Raw genomic sequence first — 26,473 nt, 5'->3', positions numbered from 1 at the left:
ACCCCATTAATACTCAATCCTGAGTTTATATAAAAACTTCTGTCCATGTATTTATGCTTAAAACTCCCAGAACCATGCAGTTAAGGTGCCGTTATCAAGGGCTAAAAATGCCACTTGTTTATGCGAAAGAAAATTACCGTATTCGATTTCGACGTTGCATGAAAAGAATTCGTAAGATTTTTTTAAAAAACCGGAATATGGTTTTAAATTATTAGGCCACCATGATGCTGATCTACGAGGGTAACGTACTTGTGATTCTTCAATTTTCTTACAGGAACGATAAACAGTCGGTAGACCTGAAGGGGAATAATTAAATTTAATAGTTACCTCATTGGTATCAATGTTATGCCTTTCAAATATTTTTATGGCATCAGGCGGAATGAAATCCGGCACCCATCCTCTGCTTACGGCACCTTTTTCAACTGCTTCACTGTAAGTTTGATAAAAGTTCTCGTCAATGTCAGGATCATATGCGTCACAGCAGGCAAGAATTATAGGCAATAAAAATACGGCTAAATGCTTAGAACATCGTTTAGCTATTTTATCCACAATATGCCACATTTGCATACTGATATTATAACCTACCTGATAAATAACGGAGCATAAATGTTTAGAACATTAGGGTTAAGAATAATGGGGTCAAGAAGGCGGAGTCGCCACCTTCTTTGTCTTTCACGGCAGGGTGATCTTTCCCAACAGTACCGGCCGTGATGCCCCGGTTGCCGATGGCAGGTTGCCGGGTCTGCGCTTGAGCGTCATGTACCCCAGGATGGCAAAGCATACCGCTTCCTTCGCCTCGGGCAGGAACCCGTAAGAGGAGATGCTGCCGACCTTGCAGCCCTTCTTGCTGAATTGCTCGGTCAGAAGCGACATCAGAAAGGCGTTCCTGCTGCCTCCGCCGCTGACTATGACCTCCTGGGGCTTGTACGGCCTGATGGCGTCAAAGATGCTCTGTGCGGTCAGATGGGTCAGGGTTGACAGCATGTCGTTTTGCGTAAGGGTACCGTTGCGCTTTATGATGCCTCGCACAAGCTCTGCGCCAAACATCTCGCGTCCGGTTGACTTTGGGGGGGCTGCTTAAAAAACGGATGCCTGAGCAGTTCCTCCAGCAGTGGGAGGTGTGGGGTTCCGGCGCTTGCCATGCTGCCATTTTTGTCGAAACTCGCAGCGCCATCGGAGTATATCACCACGGCCTCGTCAATGAGACAGTTACCGGGGCCGATGTCAAAGGCCAACGTGTCAGTCAGGGTGTCCTTTACGATGGTTGCGTTGGCAATTCCACCAACGTTTAATACTGCACGCGTGCCGGAGTCCTTTCTAAACAGTATGTAATCCGGCAACGGCACAAGCGGGGCACCATGACCACCGGCAGCCATGTCCCTTGTGCGGAAGTCGGATATGGTCAGGATGCCGGTTCTCTCCGCAATTACGGCGGCCTCCCCTATCTGCAGCGTGCTGCCACGTTTGTGCAATGCCGAAGGCGGAATGTGATAGACCGTTTGACCGTGGGAGGCTATGGCATCTATATCCCCAACCTCAAGCCCTGACTCCTGTATCAACAACAACGCCACCTGGGCAAAGACCTCGCCCATGATGAAATTTAGGTTGCAGATGTGCTCAACGTTGCCACTAAAGGCCTTTCGTATGCTGTCCCTTAGGGAATTGTCATATGGCATGTGCAGATGCCGCCTGACCGATACCTCTATATCGAGGTCGGAGTCACCAACATCGCTGATCTCTACAATAGCCGCATCAACACCATCATGCGAAGTGCCCGACATCAGTCCAATGATGCGCACGGGGGCTGTCTCTGTCAATTTTCACCTCCAATAACCGGCAATTCAAGTGCCCGTCTCAGCCCACCACCTGCACGCCGGAGCATCTCCGTGGCCTGTTGATAACCGACCCCCCGCAGTTGCATCAGGATGGCGGTCTTTGCGTTTCCTGTGACCTGGTCTGTTTCCAGTAGTTCCCTGGCCCTGTTGCTGCTGCATCCGGTAAGCTCCTGCACGATCCGCAGGGCACGTCTGCGCAGCTTGGCATTTGAGGGGACAACGTCTACCATGTAGCCATTGTAGACCCTTCCAAGCCGTATCATCGTAATGGTGGATATCATATTTAGCACCATCTTGGTGGCAGTGCCGGCCTTAAGCCTCGTTGAACCCGAGACAACCTCCGGCCCGGTGGCTACCACAATGGTGCCGTCAACAAAGTCGCAGGAGACGTCGTTGCAACTCAGTAGCCATCCCTTAATGCCCCTGCGCCTGGCTTCCTTCAGTGCGGCCAGGACAAACGGGGTAGTACCGGAGGCCGTGATCCCGATGAGCATGTCGCCGCTTTTGAGGTCGGCAATGGCCCTGACGCCGGCCTGTTCGTCGTCCTCGGCGCCCTCTACTGATGTCGTTATCGCCGCAGGGCCACCCGCTATGATGGCCTGTATCATGTCGCTGCCGACACTGAATGTCGGTGGCATTTCGGAGGCATCCAGGACTCCGAGCCGACCGCTTGTGCCTGCTCCTGCGTAGAACAACCTCCCACCGCAACTGAGCGTCCGGATGGCGTCTTCGATGGCCTGGCAGATGTCCATCCCGGCAGCTCTGACCGCAGTGGCCACCGTGGCGTCCTCGGCATTGAGCACCGCAAATATCTCCTCTACTGTCAGTGCATCAATGTCCGTGCAGCTAGGATTAATATCTTCAGTTGACATGATCATATCTTAGCATTTTTTTGTTATAATTTAGTGGTGCGTAGAATTATATTGGTAGTGACACTGTATGCGGTGCTCTTGTTGTCAGCCACCATACAGGGTTGTGCGTCAGTGGAGGCTGGTCTGCCTGTGACGCGTCTTGAGCCGTCGCAATACCCGACATTCACCGACGACTACAACCTCACTGACCTCAGAGAAGTCATCAATCGAAACCTCGTCTACCTGAACAGACTCGATGACACCAAGTCGTTTGCCTATGGCCCGGACGTCTATACGGTCAAACACCTCAAGGAGTCCCTCAATGATTTCCTGGATGCCCTGAAGCACTCCAAAGGTGATATGTCTGCGTTGAACAAACACATCCGCCAACACTATGCAGTCTACGCCTACAGGGGCAATAACAGCCCTGACGGGATAATAGTCACCGGCTATTTTGTGCCCACGCTCAAGGGAAGTCTCCGCAGCAGTGACACCTTTCGTTACCCCCTGTACCGCCCCCCACAGGAGCTGAACAAGGTCGTGCCATTTCTGACGCGTAAGGAGATAGACGGCGGGGCACTGTCAGGCAGGGGGCTTGAACTGCTCTACGTTGATGACCGCGTAGACCTGTTTTTCCTGCATATCCAGGGTTCCGGTGTGATAGAGCTTGACACCGGTGACGTCTTGTACGTTGGCTACGCCGGCACCAACGGGCATGACTACAGGAGCATTGGCAAGTTCCTCATGGAAGAAAACAGGATGGACAACCGTTCGGTGTCAATGCAGGGCATAAAGGCCTATCTGCGTGAGCATCCCGAGGAGATGGACAGGGTCATGGCGCACAATCCCAGCTACGTGTTCTTCACCACCACGCAGGAGATAGGCATAGGGGCATGCAACGTGCCGTTGGTCTCCGGCAGGGCAATTGCAACCGACCTGAGTATTTACCCGCAGGGTGCGCTTTCATACATAAGCACCAAAAAAGCCGTTCTGGATAACAACGATCGGATAACGGGCTATACTCCGCTGACACGCTTTGTCATCAATCAGGATACGGGCAAGGCAATAGTTGGTCCCACGCGTGTTGATTTCTTCTGGGGCAGGGGCAAGCACGCCGAAATCCAGGCCGGAAACATGAAGCAGAGCGGTAAGCTGTATTTTCTCGTCAAAAAGCAACCACAGGGGGTAAGCCACCCCGGGCACAAAAAAGAAAACGCAAAAGACGGCAAGAAATCAGCAACAAAAAATCACAACACCAAGGGCACCACATCTCATGTCGAACAGAACGGCAAATAGTGTGGCACTTGTGATACCAAGCAGGGGCTCGGATTTTTACTTCTGTTGTTTTTCTTAAGATTAAGTTCTGACACATGAACATGGGTAAAATTGCACAACGCAGGAACCTGGGTGTTTTTACCTTATTTGCAACCATTGCAGGCATCCTGTTTATATTTGGCCTCACGGAGCCCTATCACTATGATACGGCTGAATACATGCAGGCAGTGCAGATATTTAAGGAGACCTCCGAGATCAGGTGTTTTCCTGTGGCGAGGTGCTTTAATTCTTACTCCCTGTTGCCGTTGTCGCTGCTTACGGGCTATATGACCTTGCCCGTTACGGTCTTTTTGTCTGCGTTGCTGACGTTAATCATGTACTTCTTCTGGATAAGGGCACTGACTGACCACACAACCGCCGCCGTGTCAACCACCCTCCTGTTTATAGTTCCGGCAAGCATTATGACGATTACGCACATGAAGGAGGACTTCCTGGTGCTGATGTACATGCTTGCTGCCATGCTCCTGGTATCGGGAAAGAGGCCCGGTTACGTCAGATATGCCGGCGGCGTTCTTTATGCCCTTGCCATATTAAGCAAGGAGATGCCGATAATGTTTCTGCCGCTTTTTGTGACAAGCATGTATGTTTATTCCCTCAGAGATGACGCCCAGTGGGGTGATTTCATCAGCAGGGACAGCCTGTTGCGTGGAGGCAGAGAGATCGCCGTATTTTTACTCGTGACCGTGGCAACGGTGTCAGTGTTTGACATACACCACTTTCAGGCCCTGTGGACGTCTGCGGCCTCTCCATACGTCGGGCAGTTTAAGGGGCTGTTTTCGTCGCTGTTTCCGGTGGGCATCAGCAGTTGGAGATACGGCGTTGGTACCTTCCTGTTCGTTGCGCAGTTCATCGGACTTGCAAGCATTGTCTTTGAGACTGACCGTGTGAAAAAGACCATCCATGCAGCTTTCATTCTTGAATTTGTGTTACTGTTTTTCTTCTTGTGCAATCTGAGTGTCAGGGTATACAGGCACTTTCTCTGGCCATCTCTGGTGTCTTTGCCGCTGATGGTGGTGGTGTTTCGCAACGCCCTGTCGTTGATCGGGATAAGGCAGACAGTCCGTGACGCCATCACGTGGGGGACGTGTATATTGATAGCGATGTTCTTGTTTTACAGCGTCTACCCCGTGCTGTCCTTCCACCGTAAGGTCAACACAATTGCAGAGTTCTACAAAAACATTCCAGGGGAAAGGCACAACACTCTGGTCATGGGCATGGATAACTGCATCTTTGTCAGATACTTCTCACATTTGCGGTGTATCAGTCACCCCGTTGATGCCACGGAGGCGCAGGCTCGTGACTTTGCCAATTCCATTACCGCTGAAATGCAAAATGGCACAACGGTGCTTGTGTTGCCGGATTTTCTCTCATACGATGCACACAAAAACATAACTAATGTCTTTACAAGCTCCTTTCCGATAGAAAAAGTCTACAGCAACTGGTTTCAGGACTATCACTTCATGGACTACGGTTACACCGTAGATGAATACAGAGATATCCTGCTTTTCAAGACAAAACGCTCCGGCAAAGATGTCAGCAACTGCAACGTGGTCTGCCACAAATCAACCCGGGGCACGATTGCCCTGAAAACTGCCGCAGCCCTGGACATTGAATACCATGCCTGCAACATGTATTGTGAGGGCGGCTCGTACAGGGAAGACAACATCGTCATGATGCACAATCGCCTCTTCCCGGACCTAAAGGTCGCCAGCGTTGTCCGGTTGCACAAATGAACTAAGGTAAAATGGGGTCAAAGGGACTTCTTCGTGCCCGGGGTGGCTCACCCCTCCCCTTGCGGGGGGGTTCTGAAGGGGGGTGGAGCCGCCCCTTTTTTTTTCTTACGGTCAAATGCAAGCCCTGGAGCCGTCCCCTTGACAAATATCTCGTGGGTAATGTTAGCATACTATATTATGGATACCTTGACACATAACGACGCGTTTACAGCCCGGGACCTCTATTATGTCGATTTTTACCAGTGGGCGTTTCATAATGCCGACCTGTTGCGGCAGGGCAGATTCTCGGAGACAGACCTTGAAAATATAATAGAGGAGCTGGAGAGCATGGCCAGGAATAACAAAAGAGAGCTATTGAGTCGATTAAAGGTGTTAATAATGCACCTGCTAAAATGGCAGTACCAACCAGAACGACGTTGTAAAAGTTGGCGCGCAACAATAATTATTCAAAGACAAGATATTAAGAGTCTGCTTGAGGACAGTCCAAGCTTAAAGCATAACATAGACACCGTTATAGATAAAGGGTTTATAGCAGCTAAACAAATATTTGAAGTTGAAACGGGCATTAACGCCAGGCAATTACCTGAGACCTGCCCCTATACATCTGAGCGATTGATGGATTACGGTTTCCTGCCCGAATAGTCGGCTCAAAACATCTTCCTAAATACACCTATGAAGCCACAGACCTTAGAGCTGGATTTTTACCTGACTGAGACCATCAAGTGGGCGGTGCTGATTAGCGGATGAACATTGCGGTGCTGTATGCAGTGGCAGTTGAGGGATGGCTGTTTAACGAGACCCGTTTTTCAGGTCATAGCGTCTGTTTGTACGAAACCGGCATGGGCAAAGTCAACGCCGCACACGTCTGCACGCTGGCCATAGAGCGTCAGCGTCCCGACCTTGTGATCTCCACGGGGATATGTGGGGCTTACCCCGATGTGGGACTTGTCAGGGGGGATATAGCCGTTGCCAGCAGGGAGGTCTATGGCGATGAGGGTGTCGTCCTGGCGGATGGCTTTGCGGGGTTGGAGGAGATCGGGATTGCCCTCTTTAGGTATGGCCAGAGGGAGTGGTTTAACGTCTTTGACCTTGACCAACAACTGGTTAATTATGCCACCGGACAACTGAGATGTCTCAGCGGGACGTTTCTGAATGGCGTGGAGGCGATTCAATCCAGACCCTCTATTGCACACTAACAACTATAGTAAACACCCTCATGATGAAAATTATACAGCATTGAATGGATTACTGCCTTCAACACAGTGGTTGGGAGATATTTACGAATTTCTTCGTTTTCTACGTAACAGGATCCCTTTACTTGTACTTCCTGACATGTGTTTCCTTGTAAGTATGATTAGAACTGTCAGATGTTTTTATTTCTATGAACAACCAAGCATCGTTGGTTATGATTACTACAAAGCTGACACAGAAATTATTGAAATGGACAGATATCTGTACGATTGTAACCGCCTTCAATTAGAACTGGAGCAAGCATATGGACGGAAAAGGATTCTGGTTGTAGTCATCGGTGCAGGACGTATACCAAAGACTCATCTCTCTTTAATCCAAAAAATATCGAAAGAAACCGAAACTAAAAAGCAACTCGTATTTTTTTGTAATTTCGGCTCAAAATGTATATCACAATAAACACCTACCTGCTAATTTCGGAGCAGGAAGAATATTATGGATAGAATGAAGCCTACAAAATGGGTAGTCCTGCACAAGCAGTAGTAACCGCAGACCTAAGCCTCACCAGTCAAAGGTCAAAGCATTGAAAAACAGTATCCTCTTAAAAAAGCATGGTAAAAGGTTTCGCAAGAAGGGGTCAAAGGGACTTCTTCGTGCCCGGGGTGGCTCACCCCTCCCCTTGCGGGGGGGCTGAAGGGGGGGCAAAGGTGGCGGAGGGGGTGAGGCACGATTTTCCCGCAGCGGGTCGCACCCGCCCCTGCTACAAACCGCCCCCTTCTTCCTTCTTGAGTTGTACCCGCCCCTGCCTGAGAATCTTTAGCGTTCCCTCAGTAACATCAACGAGCGTGGAAGGCAGCCCTCCGCTGGTGGTGCCGCCGTCTATGAGGACGTCTATGCCGGAGCCAAAGTACGATAGCACCTCCGATGCCATTGTGGGTGGTGGCATCCCGGATGGATTGGCGCTGGTGGCCGTGATGGCAAAGGCGGCAGAGCGGGCAAGCTCCAAGGCAAAGGACTCAGCCGGCAAGCGAATGGCAACCTTGCCGTTTGCACCCACGATGTAGGGGGATAATCCGTCAGCCGCCTCAAAGAGTACCGTCAGGGGGCCGGGCCAGTGGCTTGACATCAGTTGTATGTGCAAATCTGTTATGCCCCTGACAAGTGCATTGAGCTGATGCCGATGGCCGATTATCAGCGGGAAGGGTTTGTTGGCGGGTCTGTTTTTGAGGTCGTAGAGACGCCTGAGGGCATCGGCGTTGTCGTAGCGTACCCCAAGACCATAGAAGGTCTCCGTGGGATAGGCAACGACATTACCGGCGTTTAATGCCTCAATGGTCGCCCTGATGGCCTCCTGTGGGTTGTCGTGGGCAATGCAACACAACACATACCCGGATTCAACGACAGAGGTGTGGCAAATCTGTGGATTTATATTGCCATCTCCTGGAGCTTTTTGGCCTCAAAGTGCGTGCTGAGTGTGTCAATGATCTCATCCATGTCGCCCTCAAGCACGAGTGTGAGTTTGTGCAGGGTCAGACCGACACGGTGGTCTGTGACGCGATTCTGTGGGAAGTTGTATGTCCTTATGCGTTCGCTCCTGTCGCCGGAGCCAACCTGTGACTTGCGAGTATCGGCGCGTTGTCTTTCGGCCTTTTCGATCTCCATGTCGTAGAGCCTCGAGCGCAGGACCTTCATGGCCTTGATCTTGTTTTTCAACTGTGAACGCTCATCCTGACACTGGACGGTTACTCCAGTGGGGATATGCACGATCCTGATGGCCGAATACGTGGTGTTGACGCCCTGTCCGCCTGGCCCTGAGGAGCAGAAGGTGTCTATACGGAGGTCCTTTTCGTCGATCTTGAGGTCTAACTCTTCGGCCTCCGGCAAGACGGCAACCGTAGAGGCGGAGGTGTGTATCCTCCCCGATGCCTCGGTCAGGGGCACACGCTGAACCCTGTGTACGCCGCTTTCGTACTTGAGGCGACTGTAGGCCCCCCGACCCGTAATGGAGGCCACTATCTCCTTGAGGCCGCCTATACCCGTGGGGTTGGAGTCTATGACGTCAACCTTCCAGTGTCTGAGTTCGGCATAGCGCGTGTACATCCGAAACAGGTCTGTGACAAACAGTGCGGCCTCATCCCCGCCGGTACCGGCACGGATCTCTATCACCACGTTGCGCTCATCGCGTGGGTCCTTGGGGATAAGCATAGTCTTGAGGTTGTCTTCTATGACAGGCCTCTTGCCCTTGAGTTCCTCGAACTCCTCACGCGCAAGCTCCCTGAGGTCAACATCTGTTGTGGCCCTGATGATGTCCTCGGCCTCTTCCATGTCGCAGAGCATCTTGCGGTACTCCTGTATCTTGTCAATGAGGGGTTTTAGCTCGCTGCTTTCCTTTGAGTAGCGGAGAAAATCCTTCTGAGAGCTTATGACACCGGGGTCGGAGAGTTTCTGGGTTATTTCGTTGTATTTATCTTCTATGGTCTTGAGTTTCTCAATCATTTCTCAGCACCTGCTGTTGGAACTACCTCCATTAATGCCCTGAGGGCGACCTCTATTTGTTTTTCATCGGGTTCTTTGGTTGTTATGTACTGGAGCATCAGGCCGGGTTGGATCAGAAGACGTACCAGCGGGTTTTTGCTCAATCGTGCCGATAACTTCAATATCTCATAGGACGTACCGGCTATTAACGGGATCAGGACAAGCCTCGAACCAAACTTCATGTAGAACGCCCATTCCTTTGGGATCACCGAAAAAATAAGCATACTCAGGATCATGACGATAAAGAGAAAACTCGTCCCACACCGCGGATGATGCCGGCTGAAGTTGCGCACTGCCTCCACTGCCATGCTGCCTCCGGCCTCATAGGCAAAGATGACCTTGTGCTCTGCCCCGTGATACTCAAAGACGCGCCTCATCTCCTTCCAACACCCAACGGCAAAGACGTATGCCACAAAAAACACAACCCTTATCACGCCATCAACCATGTTAAACATCAGCGAACTCTCAGCCACGATAGGAAATACCAGCCCTATCAGCCTGGTTATATACAGCGGCAGGAACAGAAACAGCCCAACCCCCAATAGCAGAGAAAACCCGATGGTCATCCCCATGGCGGTGGGACTAATTGGCTCTTGCCCTTCCTCTTCGTATGCCTTGTTGGCCGAATAGTCAAGCGCCTTGATACCCAGCGCCACGGACTGAAACAGCGCTACAACCCCACGCACCAGCGGCAACTTAAACACCTTTGGCAGCGGATTGAGGCGTTCGCTCTTTACATGGATAACGCCATCTCTGTCCCTGACTGCCACAGACCACAGGGTGCCGGACTTCATCATCACGCCCTCTATTACTGCCTGTCCACCTACTTGCAAGGGGTTCATTGACCTTCTTGTCCTCTCTTACTTTGACTGTACATGAGCGTACTTTTTCTTGAACTTTTCGACCCTGCCCTCGGCATCCACTATCTTCTGCTTGCCCGTGTAGAACGGGTGGCACTTCGAGCATATGTCCACCGATATGACCGGCCTGACCGACCTGGTCGTAAAGACCTCTCCACATGCACAGTTGACCTTCGATTCCTTATAGTTTGGGTGTATCCCTTCTTTCAACGCATACCTCCTTATAGCTTTTAGCTTTATTATAACATATGATTGGCAAATTATAAAGACAGCGGGGTGCATAGGGTGCATAAAAAAAGTCAATAAATAAATCTACCTCCATTACGCTAAAACCATCTGATGCTTACTTAACGGCAGTGTACAGTGGGACACCTTTGTCATCTATACGTATATAACACCCCTTTTCCGGAAAGCTGGAGATGGCCAAGCTCACAATTCCTAATAGATTAATTTTATTGGGTTTCAATATAGTTTCATTTATCACTGCTACAATACTCCCGGCAGATATAACATCATCTACAACGACGACATTAGGTGATTTGCATACTAAGTTCCTATAATATTCTACAGAATTGTTTCCTAAGAATATAAAACTAACGATTTTCTCCTGCATTTGCATTATGAAATAGCACAAGGCTATCGCAAGTGGAATACCACCAACTGTAGCAGCAATGATGGCATCTATATCTTTATCTTTAAGTTTCTTTGAAATAGTAGAGGCATACTCGCTTAATTGTTCTGGATGCAGCAGCAGCTTTCCAGGGTATAACTTGTCATCTTTAAGAATTAAGTCATTGATTCCTGTATTCACTTCTATGGGATTAACAGTAATAAAATTTTTGTTTGGGTTGGATATATCGTTAGAGAGAGTAGTAAGCCACGATTTTTCGTGATATGTCCAAAATTTTGGGTCGTTTAGTATTTCAGGATGATCAACCAATCTTTTCAGAAACTCGAAAGACTCTGCACTGTTATACAGTGATACTATCTTAAAGGTACAAGAAGATTTATATTTCTCAGTAAGACAGTTGGCTATAACATAACAAGTATGGACTTTTGAAGAGAATTGGGCTTCAATTGCTGACGCTGCTAAAAGAGCAGTCTGCCCCGTATGTATATGAGAATCAACCAAATACCAATTGTATGACCAGCAATCTGAGTCTGAAATAATATCAACAATTGGAATCCCTTGGTCAGTAAAAAATTCTCCTAATGCAAAAAAATACAACGGCTTATTTAAAAGCAGCGATAAAAGTGTACCTAATGGAAGCCCTGATTTACTTAGTGCGCATAACACATACGGTTCTGTAGAATGTCCAGTCTCTATCTTCTTTGCAATTTCTTTTGCAGTGTCTACCGTAATGTCTATATGCCTGTAGAAATTCCATTCGTCCCAGTAACTCCTATCGTCTGTCTTTACAACAAAATTAGAAAATCTCCTATCCTCTATTTTCAATGGCTTATCTTTTATGTTTTTCTCACTTACCATTAAAATATAAAGAAGATACAAAATTCGTCAATGGAGACATCATCAATGGATGTCATAAAGTCTATGGATTACAGACTTAGGGTCTTTTATAATATTAGCAGCTATATCTGTGACAAGCTTGTGCAACTCGTTTAGAGCTTTTTCGTTATCTGATTTCTTGTAATTGTAAATCCGACCCTGAAAAAACACCGATAGTCGTGCCAACAGGAAATGAACAATAAGCAATTCAAGGTCGGTAAGACTATGATCATCTTCCTTTTTTTGCAACAAAAGATGGGCACGAAATAAATTGTTCTCACTAATGGAGATTTCTATCTCTACTAGTAATTTGCGAAAGGACTCTTTTGTGAAAAAGGATGGTTCGCTGGTACTATCACCTCTTATTTTTCTGTGGTAATTGGCAACTGCGTTTGTCATCTCTTTGATATTTCGTGTCCAGAGAGCATCATTATATTTTACAAATAGAGGAACGAGGTCTTTAAGCAAAAGAGGATCGCTAGCAAATCTGTCACGTTGAACTTCAGTCAGATTTGAAAATGCCATTAAGAAATGAAAGGGACCTATATTAGGACAATCCGACAAAGATTCTTTACATGAGGAACGAATACTTAAACGATCTTGCGAATATTTATTCAGGACAGAAAAGAATTGCCGGAAGTCTGTAACATCAGATAGTTCTTCAGATGGAATAAGAAAAAATATATCACGACTAAGTAAAACCAACCCACGAGTCATGAATTTTATATATACCAAACCGAGCAATATCCCAATGATTAACACTATGAGAAAGTATAATAATTCATTCATACCTTCCTAAATCTCCTTTCTAAAAATATGGTAATAAGTATATAATATTTACCCAAAAAAAATGCCACATACATAAAAAGAAATAAAACAAATAAATATGGCTGCTTAAAAATGTAGGTAACAAAGATATAGGCTATTATTATTCCGGCTAATACTATTAGCCAGTCCTTGAACATAACACCTCTATAATAAGCTGCTAGCTCTTCTGAATTTGTAGAGGTTTGAGAACCCAAGGCCTTTACTACATTATATGTAATTAAATGCGAAACTCCAAAGAGTATAATTGGGGAAAAAATAAGTAGTATCATCACAGCTCCATAGAAATAACCCAAAAAATTTATGGAAACAGGGTCGTATAAGTTTGACACAACTGGCTTAGGGCTGTTCTGGTCAAAAAAAGCCTGCCTAAAGAAAACCGACACTATTGCGGCTAAAGGAAAATTTACATAGAACAACAAATCGCGCAAACGATTACGAAAATCATTTATTAATTCGTTTTTCCCCATACTACCCCTCTAACACAAGAGAGACAAAAAAGTCAAATAATACATTAGACACAAAGGATTCTTTTGCCTAATGCTGTTGAATCCTGCCATCCACAATTGATTGTGGTGTTGTCCATCGCATGCCCGTGTAATTCTGTAAAACATTTCAAAACCATCCTTCATTAATACCTTAGCCAGTATAACAGAAAAGTTCATATGCTGTCAATATAAATTTACTTTTGAAAAGTTTACTTCACATTCCAAAATTTTTATGCGTATGACATGGTAAAAAAACACAACCGATGTGTAACCCACAACCTAACTTAACGACCAGCCTTCACTAAGGGTTGAGTCAAGAGGGCCAACACCTTTTTTTGTGCAGTTTCGTTCAGCTTTTGAGGCCCTGGGACCTGAATCGCATCATCAGGACGAGTATTACGCCGAAGATCAAATAGCGGGCATTTACGATGTCCTGGCTGATGAATGTTACCCCTGACTGTGCACTCCACCGGGCCACCGCAAGGAGCGCCACCCGCAGGATATCCGTCACCGGTATAAGCACCAGGGCACCTGCGACTACCCCCGAAATCGACCCCGTACCACCAACTATCACAATGCAGAGGACCAGTATCGACTCCCAGAAGTAAAACATATCCGGGTGGACTATGTGCATCCAGTGGGCATAGAACGAACCAGCCGCTGCCCCAAATGACGCACTTAGCGCAAAGGCAAGCATCTTGTATTTCCGGGTATCTATGCCGCAGGTCTCTGCCGCCGTTTCATCTTCCCTGATTGCAATCATGGCCCTGCCTATGCGCGAATGCTCAAGGCGTCTTATGATTACTATGGCCAGTACAAGCATAAACAGTATCAGATAGAAGAACTCCCAATCTTTGCTCAACGTATGCCACAGAAACGAGGGACCTTTGATACCGGTAATCCCCATTGGCCCACGCGTCAGCCAGACCTCATTGCGGATTATCAGGACGATGAGTTCGCTGAAACCAAACGTGACAATGGCAAAGTAGTCCCCGGTCAATCCCAGCGTTGGAATGCCCCGCAATATCCCCCACAGGGCACCGTGTGATACCGCAAGAAGGAAAACTATCCAGTACGGTATGTCGTAGTGGGCGCTCAACAGGGCCGAGGTGTATGCGCCAATGGCGTAAAATCCCACGTATCCCAGATCGAGGTAGCCTATGAATCCCGTCACTATGCGCAGGCCAAGGGCAAGCACCATGTACAGCATCGACATGGTGGCTATGCGCAAGACGTAGTTCATTGACGTGCCTATCGGTATCCACGGCAGTAACAACAGGGCCAGCAGGACGACTGTCTTTCTGTTCACTTTCTGTTGTCTTCTGTCTTGCCAAGCAGTCCGGCAGGCTTAAAGATTATAACGAGGATCATTATGGCATATGCGATACCATCCCTGTATGCCGACGATATGTACCCGGCGCCAAAGGCCTCGGCGATTCCGAGGATCATTCCGCCCAATATGGCCCCCGGCACGCTGCCAATGCCGCCCAGGACTGCCGCGGCAAAGGCCTTTATCCCGGCCATGTAGCCCATCGTAGGCCAGATGGCGTTGTAGTACACACCCACAAGCACCCCCGCAACGGCCCCAAGAAAAGACCCCACGGCAAAGGTAAAGGATATCACACGGTTGAGGTTGATGCCCATCAATGCGGCTGCCTTTGCATCCTGGGCAATGGCACGCATGGCCATACCGATTGGCGTGCGCATTATTATGTAGTTCAGTACCAGCATCAGAAGCACGCAGAGCGCAAATATAAACACCTGCAGGTAGTTTATGTTTATATCGCCGATGGTCAGTGCCATCGATGAGAAAAACTCAGGGAGTTTCTCTGCCGGAAACCCCTTCTGCTGTGCCCCCCATATGATCAGGGCAAGATTCTGCAGGAATATGCTCATCCCGACAGCGCTGATCAGGGCCACCAGGCGGCGTTTATCTCTGAGGGGTCTGTAGGCAAAGTATTCCAGGAATATCCCAAATGCAGAGCACACAATCAGGGCTATGCCAAAGGCGGCAAAAAAAGGCACATCGCAGGCAGTCACCAGATGGTAGGCGATAAATGCCCCCAGCATGTACACCTCACCGTGGGCAAAGTTTATAAGCTCCAGCACCCCGTAGACCATTGTGTAACCGACCGCAATCAGGGCATATATGCTGCCCAGCGTAAGCCCGTTAGTCAGTTGAAGCAGAAACAGCGATGACTTGTCTAAAATCTCTTGCCAGTTCAAATAAACTCACTCCACCTCCGCCCCCCCCCTCAGGCAGCAGACATCTGCCATATGTTACCGCAATTAGCTATATATTTCTTCAGGTATGTCAATGACCTCAATATGACCATCTTTAACTAACTCATTGTTAATACTTATCATATCTTGTGCCCCAATAATTAACGATTCTATTAAATCATCCCTTGTTCTCTCCTGGGCATTGACACCCGGTATATCAATTAACCATCCTATCCACCAATCATCACATTTTTTAACACAAGCCCTGCTTTTCATTTACTACCCCCTATTATAAAGGTATGCCTAAATCCTTGCATATTTTATTAACCAATTCATCCACTATCTCAGTGTGTCTTGGAATTTGAGTCTTTTTGTTGTCCTTCACATATATCGAATGTCTTCGACCTTCTCTAAGCAACTCAGCTCCATATGCCCTTAGATGTTTAAGTAACTCTTTTCTTTTCACTCACAGTGTCTTGTACCCTGTCATTATTTTAATCCACATCGCTACTGCGTCTGTAAAAAAAGCTTGATATATACTTCTCACATGCTATCATAACTACGCAGCCTAAGTCAAGGGATTTGTTTGTCTGATTGTTGTATCCTTGAGTTTACGGATCGGGGGTGGGTGTGGTATAGTATGAGTATGGAGATACAGGTATCAGACAGAGATTTTGATCTGACAGAGATTATCAATGGGGTGGAAGTTATGGGGCCTAGTCCGTTTGGAAAGCATCAGAACATTACTAAAAACATATATGACATAATGAATCATTTCGTAAAGAAAAGCAAAATAGGGACGGTTTATTTTTCTCCGCTTGACGTTATCTTGAAAGAAGGAGAGCAGAGATTACAACCTGACTTACTGTTTATCAGGAAAGAGAATATGGGTATTTTTCAGGACTGGATAAGAGGTGTACCGGATGTAGTTTGTGAAATCGTCTCTAAAGGCTCTCATACTAAAGACACTGTAACAAAAAGGAAAATTTACGAAAAATTTAGGGTTCCTGAATATTGGATTGTTATACCTGAACTTGAAACTATCGAGATACTGACCATCGAAGGAGACACATATGAGGTGTTTTCCACATCCGAAAGGGAGGGTACCGTCAAGTCAAAGGTCATTGAAGGGCTGGAGATAGACGTTAATGACGTATTTTGAGACTTCGCTTTTTAAGGATAGACTATTGGTCGCTAACCTCAAGTTGAGTTACCCACATGAAGTAAGAAGGAACCCATTGTTAAGCCGATGTATCCTCTTTATATTTCATGGTAACTACATTGTTAAGCGTCCTGGATTCCTGGTCAAGCCAGGAATGACACAATCGTAAAACGGACGTAACTGTCATTCCTGCGAAAGCAGGAATCCATTTCTTTAAGGCATGAAATTAATTTTACCATGCTTTTTAAAGAGGATACAAGCCGATGTTGAAAGAACAAGTCTTTTTTGATTTTATTGGTTTCCATATGCTAAACTCATCCTATAGTGAGAGACAGATATACATATAGTTATTTGGTTTACGTTTCCGGCGTTATTTTTCTTGTTGTCCTTAGCGAAATAATAGGCAGGTTGACGGCAGATTTCGGGTTTGAAATCGAAAATGTACAGAAGACGTTAGAGACTGCCGAGTCAGTAATTGCCATTAGCATGGCTGCAATCCTTCTGCAAAGAACGAGTTACCAGGGAGGAGTATTATTTCTTGTCTCCATGGGATTTTTGGGAATGGGTATCTTTGACGGACTTTCCACGGTTATATTGTCTGAAAAGGATTTCGACCGATTCGAACCAATATTAGAAGCCATGGCCGGCCTGTGGGGGAGCTTGTGTTTTTTGGGTACATGCATACCAGCTATAGTGTCTGAGATAAAAACAGGCTGGAAAAAAACCATACCTTGGTTCTCCATAGGTCTGTACATATTTATTATGACGTGGCTATTGAAAATTTATGTTGCAATATCAGATATCGCTTTTGATTCAATGTTTGTGGTAGTCAGTATCGTTACAGGAGTGGGATTTGTACCACCTGCGATACGTTTTATGAGAGATTTTCAGGATACCGGAAGAATTCTCTATTTCCTGCTTGTCTGTATTGCAACGCTGTTTTCGATATCTTACATGGGGTTTATCATTTTAATCTCACATGACACCTCATGGTGGCTGTGGGATTTTTATCGCCTGTTTGCATATGTCTTGATGCTTGGGTTTGTCTCCCACGATAGCCGTGTCACTGAAAACGAACTAAAACAGAACAACGAAACGCTCCAGAATGAGATTGCGCAACGTGAGAAGGCACAGAAGCTATTGTTTCAAAGCGAGCAGAAACATAGACTCCTCCTTACAAACATCCCGCACAAGGTTTTCTATAAGGACCTGGATTCCGTCTACGTGGCAGTCAATCCGGCCTACGCCAAGGACCTCAATCTCAGCCCCGACGAGGTCGTTGGCAAGACGGATTACGACTTCTTTCCCAAACACCTTGCAGAGAAGTACCGCAATGACGACATCCTTATCATGGAATCAGAGGCAACATGGGGGTTTGATGAGACGTATATACAAAATGCCCAGGAACGGGTGATCCACACGGTAAAGGCCCCCATCCGCGATGACAATGGCGCCATAATCGGAGTACTTGGTGTGTTCTGGGACGTTACCGACAGAAAGAACGCCGAAGACGCCTTACGCATGGAAAAGGAGACCGCACGGAGATACCTTGACATGGCCGGCGTCATAATCGCAGTCCTCAATCCCGACCAGACCGTTGAGCTCATCAATAAAAAGGGATGTGACATACTCGGTTATCACGAAAGCGAAATACTGGGCAAAAACTGGTTTGATAACTTTGTACCCGAACGTGTGCGTGAAAATACCAAGCACGCCTTTGAAGACTGCATAGCAGGCAATATGATTGATTATTATGAGCACGAGCTTCTGACAAACTATGGCACGGAACCAATAGTTTCATGGCATATAGTGCCAATTTACGACAAAAAGGGAAACATCGCTGCACTGATGGGGGCCGGCGAGGATATCACAGAACGCATACGGATTGAGACCAGGCTTATGGCAGCAATGCTGGATGCCGAAAACGCCAGCCGTGCCAAGAGCGAATTCCTCGCCAACATGAGTCACGAAATACGTACACCGATGAACGCAATAATCGGACTTGGACACCTGATGCTTACCTCGGAGCTTTCGGCAGACCTCACGCCAAAACACATGGACTACCTCAATAAGATACAGTCATCGGCCAAGTCGCTGTTGGTCCTTATCAACGATATGCTTGACCTGTCCAAGATAGAGGCCGGCAAATTAGAGCTGGAAATAATCGACTTTGACCTCGACGGCGTCCTTGACAACATAGCTACCATGCTGGCCATAATGGCAAAGGAGAAAGGGGTCGAAATAATGTTTTCCGTGGACAGGGACGTGCCCTTTCTGCTCACCGGCGACCCGCTGAGGCTCAACCAGGTAATCGTCAACCTCCTCAGCAATGCGATTAAGTTCACGCACCAGGGGGATATCATTGTTACGATAAAGGTTGCCGAGTTGAATGAAAAAGAAGTTACCCTGAGTTTTTCCGTCAAAGATACCGGCATTGGGATTCTGCCTGAGATGATGCCCCATCTGTTTCTGCCATTTTTGCAGGCCGACAGTTCAACGACAAGGAAGTATGGCGGTACCGGGCTGGGGTTGAGCATATGCAAGAAACTGGTAGAGATGATGAATGGCGACATCTGTGTAAAGAGCGAGTACGGCAAGGGAAGCGAGTTTACCTTTACGATAGTGGCAGGCTATCAACAATCGCGTGATACGGTAAAAAACATGCCTCCCCCCGACCTTACAGGCATGAGGGTCATGGTGGTTGACGACAACGAAATCGCACGAGACATCATCAGGGGTATCCTGGAGGGGTTCAGCTTCAATGTAACGGTGGTTGATTGTGGCATGGCGGCGATAGAGGAATTGAGGCGTTCCTGCTGGATGCCTGCACAGCAACAATACAGGCTGCTGCTTGTTGATCTGAAGATGCCCGACATGGACGGCTTTGAGACGACGAGGTGTATACAGTCCGAGTTTGCTCCGGCCCAATTGCCCGTGATAATGATGATAACCGCCTATGGCAAGGAGGAGGTAAGACAAAAGTCCAAAGAACTTGGGATACGGTCTTTTATAACAAAGCCGGTACTGCCATCGGCGTTGTTTAGTGCGGTGCTCGATATATTTGGTGAGGATACTATCAGTCAGTTAAGACACCACGAAAGCAGCGACACTGAAAGGCCAAGGCTGGCAACCATCAAAGGTGCACAAATATTGCTCGTGGAAGACAACTACATAAATCAACAGGTTGCCCTTGCGCTCCTGAGCCGGGCCGGCCTTGTTGTTGACATAGCAAACAACGGCTCAGAGGCAGTGAGTGCCGTAGAGATGTCGCCCCAAAAGTATAGCGCTATCTTAATGGACATACAGATGCCCGAAATGGACGGCATTGAGGCAACAAAGAGGATCAGGGAAGAGATATCCAAAGAGGAGCTGCCCATAATTGCAATGACTGCCCACGTGATGAAGGCAGAGCGGGATAAATGCTATGCAGCGGGGATGAACGACCACGTCTCCAAGCCAATAGACATCAAAATCCTCTATGACACGCTTCTGAGGTGGGTGCGGCCAATGACATCCGATGTCCCTGACGTTGAATCTGCCCCGCCACGGCAGGGAGAGACCACGCCAATCGATAACCTCCCAGGCATTGACGTGGCATCGGCACTTGAGAGGATTGGCGGCAACAGAGACCTGTTACGTAAAATTCTTGTACATTTCAGGGGCATTAATGCCCATGTAGTCAAAGACATAGAGGCTGCGCTTGAAGCGCATGATTACAAGCTGGCCAGGGATTTGGTGCACGGCCTTAAGGGTATGGCAGGTAATATATCGGCAACGGAGCTGTTTGACGTTGTCAGGGAACTTGAAGGCCTGATTGTAAGGGAAGTCACAGACGAAATATACGAGTGTCTGAACAGGATGGCAGAGAAACTGCAAACGGTATTTGAATCGGCAAGTACGTTTGAGGCGTTGACGGAAAAAGCGGTCACCCTAACGTCAGGTGCACCTGTTGAGCGCAGTGCCCTGGTTGCAATTGTCACAGAGTTGGATCGCCTGCTAAGACAGAACTCCCTCCAGGCACGGAGGTATTTCGCTGAAAACCAGTCGGCACTGATGTCGGTGGCAGGGGAAAAGGAGATCGCACAGTTAAGTGCTTGTATCGACAAACTGGACTTTAAAGCCGCCGCGGCAGTTTTAAAGGGAATAGTAGACAGTGGAGATAATTCTTTCCCCTACGATTAAAAAAGTTTGTCTTGTTTACACCTTTTTAAAAACTCCTCTGGATTGAGAATCGGAATACGCTGAAAGAATTTAAGGTTTTTTAGATGATGATCTCCTGAAATTATAAAATCCGCATGTCCTTCCATTGCACACTCTAAGTATTTGTTGTCTGCTGGATCGTCTACAATCTTTTTTGATTTTAGTTTGCCTTCGGTAAACTCGGCTACAGCAAAAACTTTGTATAAATATTGTTCGACCTCATGGGAAGTATTTTGATGGCGTTTGCTTATTTTTGGATACAAAAACACCCTCTTAACTTCCGAGACAATCTCCAAAGAGGTAAGTAACTGTATTTTACCACCCCTGATTAAAGCAAAAACCTGTGCCGGACCGCCGTGAGGATTTAAAAGGGCGCTAATAAAAACATTAGCATCCACAACAACCTTTAGCATGTTTCTATGTGAAGCTCATTATGTTAATCCACTTTTCGCTTCATTTCTGCTAACTCTTCTTTTTTTACGGCCTCCACTGCTTCTTCGATCTCTTTTTCTAAAATGTCCGGATCAACATCTTTATTGTGTTCATGAATTTTATCAACCCATTGAAAAAACTCCTTTCTGGATTTTTCCCTGTCTTGCTGTATTCTTTCATATTCTCTTACCGGTATAACCGCTACCAACGGTTTCCCCGCACGCTCAATAATATAGGTGTCTTCACTAATAGACACCTCATTGATGATTTGCCCCAAGTTTTGTCTGGCCTTCATTGCTGATATGGTTTTAAGCACGGTCATATCTCCTTTATCAAAGTTGATATAGATATTATAGTTAATGTGGCTATAATGGTCAAGTTTTTTGTGAATAGATTTTTTAAGGCTTTTGCCAACTTTGGGTGGGTAAGATTAACAACCCCGCCTGTGGTAAGCCTTGTCATATTAGGGCAATCGCATTTGAGCGTAAGAAAAAAAGGGGCGGCTCCGCCCCCCTTTAGAACCCCCTGCAAGGGGGCCAGCCCCCTTGACCCCATCCTGCGCAACCTTGATTTTAAGCTATTAACAATTCATAAAATTCTCTAATGCGATTGCCCTGCTTGTCATATTGATTCTTGACCCCTTTTTTGTGTAAACTAATTATTAGGAGGTAAGCAACATATGACTAAAATAGAAGTTAGAGTATCATCAGAAATTATAGAAGATTGGCAGAGTCGGGAAGAAACACTCGAAATACTCTCTAAACCGACATGGGTGGAATCTATAGAGGAAGGACTACGGGCTTCTGAAAAAGGCGAAACAGTTAGATGGAGAGATAAGAAATTTGGGAAATAGTATTAACAAAGACTGCTGAAAAAACCTATGACAAATCAATAGGTAACATGCAAAAAAGGCTTGATAGTTGTTTTGAGGAGTTAGAAAAAAATCCTCTATATGGAAACAACATAAGACCTCTAACTGGAAAATTGAACGGTCTTTATAGATGTAGGATAGAAAACTGGAGGGTAATTTACAGGATTGACAAGAAACATACGATTGTTGAAATAATTGCGATACTACCACGTGGAGACGCTTACCTTGCCTAGTACCTTTGCATTTGTGATGATGGCGACTCCCCCTTCTTTTTCAAATGCGATTGACCTGCCCAGGCAATTCGACGTGTTGATTTGTGTAGGCCTTATATGGTACACTCGTCCATGAAATTCTTGCATAGGTCGTGATTATAACAGTCGAAAAAGACGATGGCCTTTTTCCTGATGGATACATATGGTTTGCGTTAAAACTTGATGGGGGGGCAGGACAACCGTTATGAAGAAGATAAAGACGAAGTTGTTTTTGTATTTCTTGTCTTTTTCCGTGTTTCTGTGGGGTGCAATCTATTTGGCTATCAGCATCAGTGTAAAGGCATTTGAAGCCTCCATTGTATCCACCCATATAGATATTTATGAGAGATACGTTGAGTTCATAGACCATCACATATCAGACAAGATTGATTTCTACAGACTGTATTCAACGGACGCTTTTTTCAGACAATTTGTCGATGAATCCAATACCCGTTTTGACAATATTGACAACGTCGGTGACTACATTGATGAAAAAGACAAGGAGTGGATGCAGGTTCCAAAGAATGTTATAACACCGTTTATGGCTGATATCATCAATAACCCATTATCAAAGAGTTTAAAACATCAGATTGAACATCTGAAAAAGGAGCAAGGGTATTATATATACAGTGAGGTCTTTGTAACAAACAAGCACGGAGCAAATGTGGCTCAGACAGGCAAGACCAGTGATTACTTTCAAGCCGATGAGCAGTGGTGGCAGACAGCAAAGAAGGAAGGTTTCTATATTGGCGCCGCCGAGTACGATGACAGCAGTGAAACGTATGCCTTGCCGATAGGAATAGCCATTACGGACAGCAAAGGTAACTTCAGTGGTGTGATAAAGCTCGTCTTTAACCTGAAGAATATAATAGATATGCTGAAAGAAATGAAAAACAATGCCTCACACAAACAATATGCCAAGTGGAGACTTGGACTGTTTACAAGGGACGGCAAGAAAATCTATTCACCGGACAATATAAATATATCGGAAGATGTTAAGAAACACTTATTGCAAAGTGGTTCTGTACGCCTCAGAAGCATTGACAAGCACTGGGGCGATTCCTTGTCAATATATGTCATTAATCAGGATAATGACAAAAACGTAATTCACCTTGGCTGGATGTTGGTCAACGAGCACGCAACTGATGAGTTGTTTGCGCAGGTACGTGAGTTGAGGATGCTGATATTGCTCTCGGCTATTGTGGTAACGCTATTTGCCATGTTTTCCAGCCTCTACCTGTCACGAAGGATATCAAGACCTCTATTGTTGTTGACCAATTCGGTAAACGCATTTGACGACAATAACCTCTGCGTTGATATACCGGCAATACAGTCAAGGGATGAGATCGGCCAATTGACCGGCGCCTTTACCCGAATGACGGAAAAACTGAGGTATAGCATCATTCAACGTGATGAGATAAACAAAGGGCTTGAGCTTAAAACAGACGAAATAAAGAAAAACTACGACCTGCAAAATGTAATAAGTACGTTACTCAAGCAATCCTACAGGGACCTGAGCATTGAAGAGTTCCTTGATCTTGCATTGGATATCCTGTTGTCACTTCCCTGGCTTGCCGCAAAATCAACCGGGTGCATATTCCTGTACGATGAGGCTACGCGTGTGTTAAAGATGCAGACAAGCAGGAACCTGGATAGTGCCACATTAGAGTTATGCAAGGAGGTTCAGGCTGGAAGGTGCCTGTGTGGACTGGCCGTGTCAAGGAGGGAATTGATACATAAAGACCTTATCGACGGCGAACATGAAATAATATATGAGGGTATCACAGAGCATGGCAATTATTGCGTACCAATCATAACAAGAGACAGCACCCTGGGTGTTATCAATGTAAACATCGATGCCGGTCATGGGAAAGACAAGACGGAGGAACAGCTATTGCTGATGTTTGCTGATACGCTGGCAGCAATAATTCAACGCAAGAGGACTGATGAGAAGCTCCTGGCGGCCATGCAGGAGGCGGAGAGCGCCAACCGTGCCAAGACCGACTTCCTTGCAAACATGAGCCACGAGATACGTACTCCGATGAACGCGATAGTCGGCCTGGGACATTTAGCGCTTCAAACAGACCTCTCGGCAAAACAGAGGGATTATCTCACCAAGATTCAGTCTTCGGCAAAATCGTTATTAGCCATCATTAACGACATGCTCGACCTGTCAAAGATAGAGGCAGGGAAATTGGAACTGGAGATAATCGGGTTCGATCTCAGAAACGTCCTGGATAATATAGTCACAATGCTGGCGGCAAGGGCAGAGGAAAAGGGGATCGAGATAATTCTCTCCGCAGACAAGGACGTGCCCTCCCTGCTCATTGGCGACCCGTTGAGGATAGGCCAGGTGCTCACAAACCTCCTCAGCAATGCGCTCAAGTTCACCGAACAGGGGGAAATTGCCATAACGGTAAAGGTTGTCGCTATAGATAAAGAGGAGGTCACCCTGGGTTTTTCTGTCAGAGATACGGGAATTGGCATAGCACTGGAGATGTTGCCCAATTTGTTTCAACCATTTTTGCAGGCCGACCGATCCACTACACGTAAGTATGGCGGGACCGGCCTTGGGTTGAGTATATGCAAGAAACTGGTAGAGCTGATGAATGGCGACATCTGCATCAGGAGCGAGTACGGCAAGGGAAGCGAGTTTACATTTACGATAAAGGCAGGTTACCAACAGCAACTTGATACGTCAAATGACATGAAGGCACTCGACAAGGAATCAGAAAGGTCGGCAAGACGACATGAATATAACGCAACTGCAATGGAGAAACTGGCAGCCATACAAGGCGCACGATTACTGCTCGTGGAGGACAATTACATAAATCAACAGGTTGCCTTTGAGGTCTTGAGCAATGCCGGCTTTGTCGTTGACATCGCCAACAACGGATTAGATGCGGTGAGGGCGATAGAGATGGCCCCGAAAAAGTACGGCGCCGTCTTAATGGACATACAGATGCATGAAATGGACGGCATAGAGGCGACAAGGAGGATCAGGCAGTTGACATCAGAGCTACCCGTCATTGCAATGACTGCCCATGTGATGAAGGCAGAGCGGGATAAATGCTACGCGGCTGGGATGAACGACCACGTCTCCAAGCCAATAGACATCAAAGAACTCTGCGACACGCTTCTGAGGTGGGTGCGGCCAACGGTATCCGACGTCCCTGACGTTGAATCTGCCCCGCCACGGCAGGGAGAGACTACGCCAGTCTATAACCTGCCCGGCATTGACATAGCGGCAGCACTTGAGAGGATTGGCGGCAACAGAGACCTGCTGAAAAAAATCATTGTGTATTTCAAGGATAATAATGTTCATATAGCTAATGACATAGAGGCTGCCATTGAGAGGAGTGATTATAGTCAGGCCAGGGATTTGGTGCATGGCCTGAAGGGCATGGCGGGTAATATATCGGCAACGGAGTTGTTTGGTGTTGTTAAGGAACTGGAAGACCTGCTGATAAAAGAGGACCCGGCAGTGATATACGAGTGTTTAAAAAGAGTGGACAAGGAGCTTCATACAGTGTTTGAATCTGCCGGCACATTTGAAAAGTTGACAGGCAATAGCAAACCGGTACCGACGGATATACCTGTTGAGTGTAGAGACCTCACTGCAATAGTCATTGAGTTGGACAGCCTGCTGAGACAGCACTCCATGCAGGCAAGGAAATTTTTTGCTGAAAACCGGACGTGTCTTATGTCAGTGGCAGGGGAAAAGGATATCGATCAACTGAGCGGTTGTATCGACAAGCTGGACTTTAAAGCCGCCGTGGCAGTATTGAATGGGATAGCGGTGGCAATCAAAAAGTGATTGGCTTTTAATTTTTTAATGCCATGCGTTATAATAGATCAATATGGATACTACACCACCAGGCGGTTACGATAAGCTCATCAAGGAGCTGATTGAGGAAATAGAGCAGCCTCTGATAGAGAGTGTCTTGGGGATCAAGGCCGATAAAATTACCAGGCTGAACCCCATTATGCAGTTGACGGACGAACGTGAGGCTGATTTTCTGGCAAGGGTGGACTCCGCCAACACCGACTCCTTCATTGCACACGCAGAGATTCAGAGCACAAATGACCCCAAAATGCTTAAGAGAATGATGCGGTACTTTATTCACATATATTCGTTGTACGAGTTGAGAGTAAAGCAGTACGTCATATTTATCGG

General features: G+C 46.8%; 24 protein-coding genes and 2 pseudogenes. 10 read left to right on the top strand and 16 right to left on the bottom strand.

The window, feature by feature from the left end:
* Window positions 1-57 precede the first annotated feature (57 nt).
* The 3 genes and pseudogenes from Mcas_RS06195 to murQ form a co-directional block, all read right to left on the bottom strand.
* Window positions 58-549, bottom strand: coding sequence for a YbbD-related protein (locus Mcas_RS06195; RefSeq protein ID WP_156033204.1), 492 nt, complete (start codon window positions 547-549; stop codon window positions 58-60).
* Between the two features lie 123 nt (window positions 550-672).
* Window positions 673-1,781: pseudogene (locus Mcas_RS06190) on the bottom strand (anhydro-N-acetylmuramic acid kinase).
* Between the two features lie 32 nt (window positions 1,782-1,813).
* Window positions 1,814-2,707, bottom strand: coding sequence for an N-acetylmuramic acid 6-phosphate etherase (gene murQ, locus Mcas_RS06185; protein WP_200873649.1), 894 nt, complete (start codon window positions 2,705-2,707; stop codon window positions 1,814-1,816).
* A 57-nt stretch (window positions 2,708-2,764) separates the two neighbouring features.
* Here murQ and mltA point away from each other — a divergent pair, with 57 nt between their 5' ends.
* From mltA to Mcas_RS16410, 4 genes are all read left to right on the top strand, one after another.
* Window positions 2,765-3,982: a murein transglycosylase A gene (gene mltA, locus Mcas_RS16415; RefSeq protein ID WP_235203284.1), complete on the top strand. Its 1,218-nt coding sequence runs from the start codon at window positions 2,765-2,767 to the stop codon at window positions 3,980-3,982.
* Window positions 3,983-4,056: 74 nt separating this feature from the next.
* Window positions 4,057-5,754, top strand: coding sequence for a glycosyltransferase family protein (locus Mcas_RS06175; protein ID WP_040334653.1), 1,698 nt, complete (start codon window positions 4,057-4,059; stop codon window positions 5,752-5,754).
* A gap of 177 nt (window positions 5,755-5,931) precedes the next feature.
* Window positions 5,932-6,396, top strand: coding sequence for a DUF29 domain-containing protein (locus Mcas_RS06170; RefSeq protein WP_052566945.1), 465 nt, complete (start codon window positions 5,932-5,934; stop codon window positions 6,394-6,396).
* Window positions 6,397-6,497: 101 nt separating this feature from the next.
* Entirely contained in the window at window positions 6,498-6,950 is a 453-nt protein-coding gene (locus tag Mcas_RS16410) for a phosphorylase family protein (protein ID WP_052566929.1), read from the top strand.
* 752 nt (window positions 6,951-7,702) lie between these two features.
* On the opposite strand, the gene Mcas_RS06155 is transcribed toward Mcas_RS16410, so the two are convergent.
* The 11 genes from Mcas_RS06155 to Mcas_RS19165 form a co-directional block, all read right to left on the bottom strand.
* The gene (locus Mcas_RS06155; RefSeq protein WP_162176268.1) at window positions 7,703-8,326 is read right to left on the bottom strand and encodes an L-threonylcarbamoyladenylate synthase; all 624 of its coding nucleotides are present in this window, start codon (window positions 8,324-8,326) and stop codon (window positions 7,703-7,705) included.
* Between the two features lie 41 nt (window positions 8,327-8,367).
* Window positions 8,368-9,438: a peptide chain release factor 1 gene (gene prfA, locus Mcas_RS06150; protein WP_040334651.1), complete on the bottom strand. Its 1,071-nt coding sequence runs from the start codon at window positions 9,436-9,438 to the stop codon at window positions 8,368-8,370.
* The gene (locus Mcas_RS06145) at window positions 9,435-10,319 is read right to left on the bottom strand and encodes a DUF1385 domain-containing protein (protein ID WP_040334650.1); all 885 of its coding nucleotides are present in this window, start codon (window positions 10,317-10,319) and stop codon (window positions 9,435-9,437) included. Before Mcas_RS06145 ends, prfA begins: the two co-directional genes overlap by 4 nt.
* Before the next feature lie 18 nt (window positions 10,320-10,337).
* Window positions 10,338-10,547, bottom strand: coding sequence for a 50S ribosomal protein L31 (rpmE, locus tag Mcas_RS06140; protein WP_040334649.1), 210 nt, complete (start codon window positions 10,545-10,547; stop codon window positions 10,338-10,340).
* A gap of 133 nt (window positions 10,548-10,680) precedes the next feature.
* A complete protein-coding gene (locus tag Mcas_RS06135) occupies window positions 10,681-11,826 on the bottom strand; it encodes a hypothetical protein (protein ID WP_156033200.1) in 1,146 nt (381 codons plus the stop codon).
* A 42-nt stretch (window positions 11,827-11,868) separates the two neighbouring features.
* Complete coding sequence (locus Mcas_RS06130) at window positions 11,869-12,633, bottom strand: hypothetical protein (protein ID WP_040334647.1); 765 nt, start codon at window positions 12,631-12,633, stop codon at window positions 11,869-11,871.
* Window positions 12,630-13,139 carry a hypothetical protein gene (locus Mcas_RS06125; protein WP_040334646.1) on the bottom strand — a complete coding sequence of 170 codons (510 nt, stop codon included), beginning with the start codon at window positions 13,137-13,139 and terminating at the stop codon, window positions 12,630-12,632. Before Mcas_RS06125 ends, Mcas_RS06130 begins: the two co-directional genes overlap by 4 nt.
* A 367-nt stretch (window positions 13,140-13,506) precedes the next feature.
* A complete protein-coding gene (locus Mcas_RS06120) occupies window positions 13,507-14,466 on the bottom strand; it encodes a branched-chain amino acid ABC transporter permease (protein WP_052566927.1) in 960 nt (319 codons plus the stop codon).
* Window positions 14,463-15,350, bottom strand: a complete 888-nt coding sequence (locus Mcas_RS06115) for a branched-chain amino acid ABC transporter permease (protein WP_040334718.1) — start codon at window positions 15,348-15,350, stop codon at window positions 14,463-14,465. Before Mcas_RS06115 ends, Mcas_RS06120 begins: the two co-directional genes overlap by 4 nt.
* Before the next feature lie 96 nt (window positions 15,351-15,446).
* On the bottom strand, window positions 15,447-15,656 hold the full coding sequence (locus tag Mcas_RS06110) for a hypothetical protein (RefSeq protein ID WP_040334645.1): 210 nt from the start codon (window positions 15,654-15,656) through the stop codon (window positions 15,447-15,449).
* A gap of 13 nt (window positions 15,657-15,669) precedes the next feature.
* On the bottom strand, window positions 15,670-15,846 hold the full coding sequence (locus tag Mcas_RS19165; protein ID WP_081853656.1) for a type II toxin-antitoxin system HicA family toxin: 177 nt from the start codon (window positions 15,844-15,846) through the stop codon (window positions 15,670-15,672).
* Window positions 15,847-16,020: 174 nt separating this feature from the next.
* Between Mcas_RS19165 and Mcas_RS06105 the strand changes: the two genes are divergently transcribed.
* Together Mcas_RS06105 and Mcas_RS16405 are read left to right on the top strand one after the other, a co-directional pair.
* A complete protein-coding gene (locus Mcas_RS06105; RefSeq protein WP_052566926.1) occupies window positions 16,021-16,542 on the top strand; it encodes a Uma2 family endonuclease in 522 nt (173 codons plus the stop codon).
* Between the two features lie 351 nt (window positions 16,543-16,893).
* The gene (locus tag Mcas_RS16405) at window positions 16,894-20,724 is read left to right on the top strand and encodes a hybrid sensor histidine kinase/response regulator (protein ID WP_081853655.1); all 3,831 of its coding nucleotides are present in this window, start codon (window positions 16,894-16,896) and stop codon (window positions 20,722-20,724) included.
* Here the strand turns inward: Mcas_RS16405 and Mcas_RS06095 are convergent.
* Both Mcas_RS06095 and Mcas_RS06090 read right to left on the bottom strand, forming a co-directional pair.
* Window positions 20,721-21,155 (bottom strand): putative toxin-antitoxin system toxin component, PIN family, encoded by a 435-nt coding sequence (locus Mcas_RS06095; protein WP_040334644.1) that lies wholly within the window; start codon window positions 21,153-21,155, stop codon window positions 20,721-20,723. The genes Mcas_RS16405 and Mcas_RS06095 overlap by 4 nt on opposite strands.
* Before the next feature lie 23 nt (window positions 21,156-21,178).
* Window positions 21,179-21,490, bottom strand: a complete 312-nt coding sequence (locus Mcas_RS06090) for a type II toxin-antitoxin system Phd/YefM family antitoxin (protein ID WP_162176267.1) — start codon at window positions 21,488-21,490, stop codon at window positions 21,179-21,181.
* 363 nt (window positions 21,491-21,853) lie between these two features.
* Between Mcas_RS06090 and Mcas_RS18070 the strand changes: the two genes are divergently transcribed.
* The 4 genes and pseudogenes from Mcas_RS18070 to Mcas_RS06075 all read left to right on the top strand — a co-directional run.
* On the top strand, window positions 21,854-22,027 hold the full coding sequence (locus Mcas_RS18070) for a hypothetical protein (protein WP_156033198.1): 174 nt from the start codon (window positions 21,854-21,856) through the stop codon (window positions 22,025-22,027).
* Window positions 22,015-22,278 (top strand): type II toxin-antitoxin system RelE family toxin, encoded by a 264-nt coding sequence (locus Mcas_RS17465; protein ID WP_320408697.1) that lies wholly within the window; start codon window positions 22,015-22,017, stop codon window positions 22,276-22,278. The genes Mcas_RS18070 and Mcas_RS17465 overlap by 13 nt, the downstream gene beginning before the upstream one ends.
* Window positions 22,279-22,501: 223 nt before the next feature.
* Window positions 22,502-26,113 carry an ATP-binding protein gene (locus Mcas_RS16400; protein ID WP_052566924.1) on the top strand — a complete coding sequence of 1,204 codons (3,612 nt, stop codon included), beginning with the start codon at window positions 22,502-22,504 and terminating at the stop codon, window positions 26,111-26,113.
* Between the two features lie 43 nt (window positions 26,114-26,156).
* Window positions 26,157-26,473: pseudogene (locus tag Mcas_RS06075) on the top strand (hypothetical protein); the annotation flags it as partial.

This window comes from Candidatus Magnetobacterium casense (assembly GCF_000714715.1).
GTDB lineage: Bacteria > Nitrospirota > Thermodesulfovibrionia > Thermodesulfovibrionales > Magnetobacteriaceae > Magnetobacterium > Magnetobacterium casense.
This window is presented reverse-complemented; position numbering and strand designations above follow the sequence as displayed.

Coding starts and splice junctions, on each gene's coding strand:
- prfA (WP_040334651.1), bottom strand. CDS start 9,438: ATGATTGAGAAACTCAAGACCATAGAAGATAAATACAACGAAATAACC.
- Mcas_RS16400 (WP_052566924.1), top strand. CDS start 22,502: ATGAAGAAGATAAAGACGAAGTTGTTTTTGTATTTCTTGTCTTTTTCC.
- Mcas_RS06105 (WP_052566926.1), top strand. CDS start 16,021: ATGAGTATGGAGATACAGGTATCAGACAGAGATTTTGATCTGACAGAG.
- Mcas_RS18070 (WP_156033198.1), top strand. CDS start 21,854: ATGACTAAAATAGAAGTTAGAGTATCATCAGAAATTATAGAAGATTGG.
- murQ (WP_200873649.1), bottom strand. CDS start 2,707: ATGTCAACTGAAGATATTAATCCTAGCTGCACGGACATTGATGCACTG.
- Mcas_RS16410 (WP_052566929.1), top strand. CDS start 6,498: ATGAACATTGCGGTGCTGTATGCAGTGGCAGTTGAGGGATGGCTGTTT.
- Mcas_RS06175 (WP_040334653.1), top strand. CDS start 4,057: ATGAACATGGGTAAAATTGCACAACGCAGGAACCTGGGTGTTTTTACC.
- Mcas_RS06125 (WP_040334646.1), bottom strand. CDS start 13,139: ATGGGGAAAAACGAATTAATAAATGATTTTCGTAATCGTTTGCGCGAT.
- Mcas_RS06110 (WP_040334645.1), bottom strand. CDS start 15,656: ATGAAAAGCAGGGCTTGTGTTAAAAAATGTGATGATTGGTGGATAGGA.
- Mcas_RS06170 (WP_052566945.1), top strand. CDS start 5,932: ATGGATACCTTGACACATAACGACGCGTTTACAGCCCGGGACCTCTAT.
- Mcas_RS06130 (WP_040334647.1), bottom strand. CDS start 12,633: ATGAATGAATTATTATACTTTCTCATAGTGTTAATCATTGGGATATTG.
- Mcas_RS06095 (WP_040334644.1), bottom strand. CDS start 21,155: ATGCTAAAGGTTGTTGTGGATGCTAATGTTTTTATTAGCGCCCTTTTA.
- Mcas_RS06135 (WP_156033200.1), bottom strand. CDS start 11,826: ATGGTAAGTGAGAAAAACATAAAAGATAAGCCATTGAAAATAGAGGAT.
- Mcas_RS06145 (WP_040334650.1), bottom strand. CDS start 10,319: ATGAACCCCTTGCAAGTAGGTGGACAGGCAGTAATAGAGGGCGTGATG.